This window comes from Micromonospora sp. BL1, assembly GCF_003667485.1.
GTDB classification, from domain to species: domain Bacteria; phylum Actinomycetota; class Actinomycetes; order Mycobacteriales; family Micromonosporaceae; genus Micromonospora; species Micromonospora tulbaghiae.
On sequence record NZ_RCVK01000105.1, the window covers coordinates 1 to 6,547 of the forward strand.

Annotated in this window: 3 protein-coding genes and 2 pseudogenes; 2 read left to right on the forward strand and 3 right to left on the reverse strand. The window is 75.8% G+C overall.

The window, feature by feature from the left end:
* The first annotated feature begins 114 nt into the window (after nucleotides 1–114).
* The gene (locus EAD96_RS01150) at nucleotides 115–1,932 is read left to right on the forward strand and encodes a glycosyltransferase family 39 protein (RefSeq protein WP_233585341.1); all 1,818 of its coding nucleotides are present in this window, start codon (nucleotides 115–117) and stop codon (nucleotides 1,930–1,932) included.
* Here the strand turns inward: EAD96_RS01150 and EAD96_RS31860 are convergent.
* From EAD96_RS31860 to EAD96_RS01160, 3 genes and pseudogenes are all read right to left on the reverse strand, one after another.
* A pseudogene (locus EAD96_RS31860) lies at nucleotides 1,907–2,176 on the reverse strand (ATP-binding protein); the annotation flags it as partial. The gene EAD96_RS01150 and the pseudogene EAD96_RS31860 sit on opposite strands and share 26 nt — an antisense overlap.
* A gap of 165 nt (nucleotides 2,177–2,341) precedes the next feature.
* Nucleotides 2,342–3,607, reverse strand: a pseudogene (locus EAD96_RS01155) (histidine kinase N-terminal domain-containing protein); the annotation flags it as partial.
* A 25-nt stretch (nucleotides 3,608–3,632) separates the two neighbouring features.
* Nucleotides 3,633–4,661 carry an SIS domain-containing protein gene (locus EAD96_RS01160; RefSeq protein WP_030275110.1) on the reverse strand — a complete coding sequence of 343 codons (1,029 nt, stop codon included), beginning with the start codon at nucleotides 4,659–4,661 and terminating at the stop codon, nucleotides 3,633–3,635.
* A 183-nt stretch (nucleotides 4,662–4,844) separates the two neighbouring features.
* Here EAD96_RS01160 and EAD96_RS01165 point away from each other — a divergent pair, with 183 nt between their 5' ends.
* Nucleotides 4,845–6,446, forward strand: coding sequence for a tetratricopeptide repeat protein (locus EAD96_RS01165; protein ID WP_121682965.1), 1,602 nt, complete (start codon nucleotides 4,845–4,847; stop codon nucleotides 6,444–6,446).
* Nucleotides 6,447–6,547: the final 101 nt, after the last annotated feature.

A 6,547-nucleotide genomic window follows, 5' to 3' on the forward strand; every position in this document is an offset into this window, starting at 1 on the left:
GGTGGGTGGGAATTGGTGGAGCGGGCGGGGTGACGGCGACCGGCGTGTGACGCTGCGGGGGTGAGGAGGTTCGTGCCCGCGTCTGCCTGCGGCCGTTCGGGTCCGGTGGTGTGGGTGGTTCCGGGACTGCTCACGCTCGTGGTGACGCTGGCCGGGATCGGGCACGCCCAGCCGTGGCGGGACGAGCTGGCCACCTGGAGCGCCGCCACCCGGCCGGTACCGGACCTGGCCCGGATGACCCGCACCATCGACGCCGCGACCGGGCCGTACTACCTGCTCATGCACGGCTGGACGGCGCTGGCCGGCACGTCACCGACGGCGCTGCGGCTGCCCTCGGCACTGGCCGTGGCGGTGGCCGCCGCGCTCACCGCCCGCCTCGGCGCGGTGCTGGTCGGCCGCCGCGCCGGGCTGCTGGCCGGGCTGCTGTTCGCGGTGCTGCCGGTCACCTCGCGGTACGGCCAGGAGGCGCGCCCGTACGCGCTCGCGACGCTGCTCGCCGTGCTGGCCACGCTGCTGCTGGTCGGGGCGCTGCGCCGGCCGGGACGGTGGCGCTGGGCCGGGTACGCGGTCGCGGCCGCCGCACTCGGTCTGTTCCACCTGCTCGCGCTCACGCTCCTCGCCGCGCACGCAGTGGTGGTGCTGCTGGTCGCCGCACGTGGACCCGCGGCGGTCGTCGATCCGCCCGGCCAGTTCCGAGCCGAGATGCCCGACGCGAGCCGGCCATGCCGCAGACACCCACGGCGTTCCACCCAGCCACGAGATCGAGCGCCGGTGGAACGCCACAGGTGTCACGGCGCCCCGCAGACACCCACGGCGTTCCACCCAGCCACGAGATCGAGCGCCGGTGGAACGCCACGGGTGTCACCGCATCCCGGGAGCCGGGAGCACGGCACGGACGCGCCGGAAGCGGAACCGCAGGACGTGACCGGCGAGGCTCGGGAGGCGTCGGCGTCCGGCCGACGGGTGCTGGCCGGGTGGCTGCTGGCGCTGGTGCCGGTCGTCGTGCTCGTCACCCCGCTGGCGCTGGTCGCCCGGGGACAGCGTGGGCGGCAGCTCGACTGGGTGGACCCGGCCCGCCTGCCGGACCTGGCGGCGCTGCCGGGCGCGCTGGCGCAGAGCGGCGTCGTCGGCGGGTTCGTGCTCGCGCTCGCGGCGCTCGGCGCGGCCCGGCTGGGTCGCCGGGCGCTGCTGCCCGCCGCCGCGATACTGCTGCCGGTGGTGCTGGTCTTCGCCGCCGGAACGATGGTGCCGCTGTGGGTGACCCGCTACCTCGTCTTCACCGTGCCGTTCGCGTGCGTACTGGCCGGCGCCGCCCTGGCTGCCGCGCGGGTCACTCCCGCACCGACCCGGACGCCGGGCACAGCAACGCTCGCCGAACCAGAGCGCACGGCGACACCCGCCGCAGCCGGCCGCACTGCCGCGCCCGCGGAAGCAGAGCAAGGACCGACGTCGCCGCGCGGACGGATGGTGGCGGGAATCGCGGTGGTGGTGCTGGCCGGGCTGCTCGGGCTGCCCGATCAGGCGGCGCTGCGCCGTACCCACGAGTGGCCGCGTAGCGCACCGGTCGACTACGCGGGCGCGGCCGGGATCATCGGCGCCGAGCAGCGGCCCGGCGACGCGATCGTCTACTCGCCCCGGGACGGGTGGCTGTTCCCGGATCTCGGCATGGCGTACCACCTGGGGTTGAGGCTGCCGCGCGACGTGCTCGTGGTCCGCGATCAGCGTCAGGACGCGAGCCTCTGGGCCGTGGAGTGCGACGACCCGGCGCGGTGCCTGGCCGGGGTGAACCGGGTCTGGCTGGTGGTCACCGGGCGGCGCGCGGACCCGCCGGCGGCGGTGCCGGGAGCGAAGGGTGACGCGCTGCGCGCGGGCTACACGGTGCGGCAGGTGTGGCCGCGGCCGGGCATCACGGTGGCCCTGCTCGTCCGGTGAGGCGGTCGGTGGTGCCGCGCGCCAGCGGTACGACGATTGCGGCCTCGGTGCCGCCGTCGGCGCAATTACGCAGCTCGATGGTGCCGCGCAGCTCGCCGGTGACGAGTGCCCGGACGATCTGGAGGCCGAGGTTGCCGCCGCGTTCGGCGTCGAACTGCTCGGGCAGCCCTCGGCCGTTGTCGGTGACCGAGACGTGCAGCTGTTTGCGGGCCCGGTGCGCGGTGACCACCACCTCGGGCCGGGGCGCGGTGACCTCGGCCTCGGGCCGGAGCGCGGTGACCTCGGCCTCGGGCCGGAGCGCGGTGACCTCGGCCTCGGGCCGGAGCGCGGTGACCTCGGCCTCGGGCCGGAGCGCGGTGACCTCGGCCTCGGGCCGGAGCGCGTCCGCTGGCGCGGGGGCAGCGGCCTCCTCGTCGGCGGGCGGGAAGCCGTGTTCCACGGCGTTGAGCAGCAGCTCGTTGAGCACCATCACCAGCGAGGTGGCGATCTCGGCGGGCAGGATGCCGAAGGTGCCGCGGCGGCGCATGCCCACGCTCACCTCGGTGGCGGCGACCTCGGTGGCGGCGCTGGCGACACGGTCCACGATGCCGTCGAACTCGACCGCCTCGTCGCTGGACATGGAGAGCGTCTCGTGCACGAGCGCGATCGAGGCGACCCGGCGTACCGATTCTTCGAGCGCCACCCGCGCCTCGGGCATGGTGACGCGCCGGGCCTGGAGGCGCAGCAGCGCGGCGACGGTCTGGAGGTTGTTCTTCACCCGGTGGTGGATCTCCCGGATGGTGGCGTCCTTGGTGATCAGGGCGCGGTCGCGACGGCGTACCTCGGTGATGTCGCGGACCAGCACCAGCGCGCCGATCGGCACTCCGGCGGGCATCAGCGGCAGCGCCCGGGTGAGCATGGTGGCGCCACGGGCGTCGATCTCCCGCCGGGGTGGCGCCTCGCCGCGCAGCGCGGCGAGCACGGCGTTGCCCGCGTCGGTGCCTTCGAGGGGGTCGCCGGCGAGCCGGCGGTGCAGCTTGGCCAGGTCCTCGCCGACGAGGTGGGAGGCGTAGCCGAGGCGGCGGTACGCGGACTGCGCATTCGGGCTCGCGTAGGTGACCTTGCCGTTGGCGTCGAGCCGCACCAGACCGTCGCCGACCCGGGGCGCCGACGTGGTCTCGCCGGGGTGCCGGGGCGGCGGGAACGTGCCGTCGGCGATCATCTGGGCGAGGTCGTCGGCGGTCGTGAGGTAGTTCAGTTCGAGCTGGCTGGGCGTGCGCGCGGTGGACAGGTTGGTGTCCCGGCCCACCACGGCGATCACCTCGCCGGCTTCACCGTCGCCGGTGCGCAGCCGGACCGGGATCGCCTCGTGGCGGGCCGGCACGTCGCCGTACCAGACCGGGTCGCCCTCGCGCCAGATCCGTCCCTGCCGGTGGGCCACCTCCAGGTGGGCCACCTCGGCCCCGCCGACGATGCGCCCGACCTGGTCGTCCAGGTAGGCGGTCGGCGCGGTGGTGGGACGGACCTGGGCCACGCAGAGGAACGTGCCGTCACCGTCCACCGGCACCCAGAGCAGCAGGTCGGCGAAGGACAGGTCGGACAGCAGCTGCCAGTCGCCGGCGATCCGGTGCAGGTGGTCGATGTCGGCCGGGCGGAGCGCGGTGTGCTCCTCGGCGAGGTCACGGAGGGTGGACACGCCCCACAGCGTGCCACGCCGGACCTCACATCGTCGCCGTGACCTTCTTCAAGCCGCGCGGCGCGTCCGGGTCCTCGCCCCGGGCCAGCGCCAGGGACAGCGCGAGCCGTTGCAGCGGCAGGATGTCGAGCAGCGGCGCGTACCGCTCGTCGACCTCGGGCACCGCCATCCGGGTCTCGCCGACCTCGGCGGAGCCGACCACCACCACGTCGGCGCGGCGCTCGCCGAGGCGGGGCAGCACCTCGCGCATGGACGTGCCGCCGGGGCCGGAGCCGACCACGGCGAGCACCGGGACGTCCGGGTCGGTCATGGCGAGCGGGCCGTGCAGCAGGTCGGCGCCGGAGAAGGCGAGCGCCGGGAGGTACGACGTCTCCATCAGCTTCAGCGCCGCCTCCCGGGCGGTCGGGTACGCGTACCCCCGCCCGGTGGTGACGAGCTGGGCGGCGAACCGGTAACGCGGGGCCAGCCGGGCCGGGGTGTCGTCGGCGAGCGTCTGCGCGGCCAGCTCGGGCAGGCGGCTCAGGGCGGCGTGCTCCTCGGCCGGCAGCACGCCGTCGCCGGCGCGTACGCCCTCGATGAGCATGAGCAGCGCGAGCAGCTCGGCGGTGTAGGTCTTGGTGGCGGCGACCGCGCGCTCGTGGCCGGCGGCGATGTCGACGCTCAGCTCGGCGGTCTCCACCAGCGGCGAGCCGGGGTTGTTGGTGACGGCGAGGGTGAGCGCGCCGGAGGCGCGGGCGACCCGCAGCACCTCGGCCAGGTCGGGCGAGCCGCCGCTCTGGCTGACGCCGACGACGAGCGCGTCGGAGAGGTCGGGCCGGGCGCCGAAGACGGTGATCGCGCTGGGTGAGGCCAGCCCGGCGGGCAGGCCGAGGCGGATCTCGGTCAGGTAGGCCGCGTAGAGCGCGGCGTGGTCGGAGGTGCCCCGGGCGGTGAAGACCACGTGCCGGGGGCGGCGTTCGGCGACGACGGCCGCCACCTCGGCGATGGCCGCCGCGTGCTCGGTGGAGAGCAGACGCTCGTAACCGGCCGGCTGCTCGTCGATGTCGGCGGCCATACCGGCCCCTGGACGCGTCACTCCAGAACCTCCTTCTGCGCGTTTCCCGCGCGTTCGATGCTCAGTCTTGCACGTTTGAGCGGCTCCAATCAACGCAACGAGCAGGAGTGCGCAGTGGATCACTAATCGACGGAAGATCCCCTAGGCTTGCCCGGCTGACCGACCCCCTGGCGAGAGGACGACGTGCCCGAGGACGACGCCGCGCTCTCCGCGGAGGAGGAACTCGCGCTGGCCCGGCTGGCACTGGGCGAGGGCGACCTGCGGCACGCCGCCGACCACGTGGCCGCGGCGCTGGTCCGCTCCCCCACGCTGCCCGAGGCGCACGAGACGCTCGCCCGGCTGAACGCGGCGAGCGGCGGCGACCTGGACCTCTTCCCGCTCGGCCAGCAGGCGTTCGTCGGCGCCGTGGTGGCCCGCGCGCACCTGCTCGCCGCCGCCGGCCGCCCCGCCGAGGGACTCGACCTGCTCGCCGCCGCCACCGGCTACGCGCCCGCCGCGCCCTGGGCCGCCGTACCCTGGGTGACCGCCGCCGACCTGCCGGAACGCCTCGATGCCGAGCGCACCGCCCGGATCCTCATGCAGGTCTGCGCGGCGGCGCCGGACCCCGCGCCGCGCCGGCTGCGCGAGCCGCTCGCGCCGTACCTCACGCTGGCCCGCAACGCGATCACCGTCCATCCGGCCCATCCGCTGCTGCTGGGCGCGGCGTCCGCGCTGGCCCGGCGCCTCGGCGAGGTCACCCTCGCCGTCACCTGGGCCACCCGGGGGGTACGCGCACAGCCCACCAAACTCGGCGAGGTGTGGCTCGGGTACGCGTACCGCAGCGCCGGCCGGACCGCCGAGGCGCTCGCCGCACTGGAACGCGCTGTCGCGCTCGACCCCGACGACCTCGCTGTCTACGCGGACATCGCCGGCACGCTGGCCGACCACGGCCGGCTCGACGCGGCGCTGGGCTGGATCGACCGGGCGCTGGCGAAGGACCCCGCGTTCGACTGCGCCGTGCACACCGCGCACCGGCTGCGCTACCTGCGCGACGGCGACGTGGACCACCTGGTGGCGCTCGCCGACTTCGTCCGCGACCACCCGGACGACACGCACGAGCACGGCGACCTCGCCGAGTGCTGCCGGGGGCGCCCCTGGCTCGGTCAGGTGACCCCGGCGGGCGACGACACCCCGGCCCCGGACGGTCCCGCCCCCTCGACCGAGGCGGTACGGCGGCTCCAGCAGCTCGCGCACCCCGCCTGGGCGCACCCGCCGGCCGCGTACGACGCCGCCGTCGGGCTGGCCACACTGGACCTCGCCGACCTGCTGGCCCTGCTGGCACACCCGCCGGAGGCGCCGGAGACCGCGCTGGGCCGGGTGCTCGGCGGACAGGATCCGGCACTGTGGACTCGGTGTGCGCAGGTCTGGGCCTGCCTCGGCCTGCTGCACCACCGCACCGACGAGCCGTGGGAGCGGTCGACCCGGCGGCGGGTGCTGGGGGAACTGGCCGCCGGTGATCTCGGCCCGGCCGCCGAGGCGGCACTGTTCGCCCTGGTCACCGCCGCCTGGGTGCACCCCGACACCCGCGCCGACGTGGCCGCGCTGGTGGCCGGGCGGGTCGCCGAGGTGGCGTCCGGGCCGATCCGGCGTACCCCGGTGGCAGTGTCGCTGGCGTACCTGGCGCGCGCTACCCCGGCCCTCGACCCGGCCGCCCGCGCCACCGCCGACTCCCTCATCGCCGGTGCAAGCGGCGGTCCGCTGCGCCGTCTCTGGCGCCGCCTCATCGCCCTGTTCCGCAGAGGCTGAGCCCCGAATCCGTCCCGTGGGAACCTCTGCTTTCCCCGCGGGCCGTCCCTGCCAGGCTCCCCACTGGCCCCCGAGGTTGCCCGCCCCGGTCCGCACCAGCC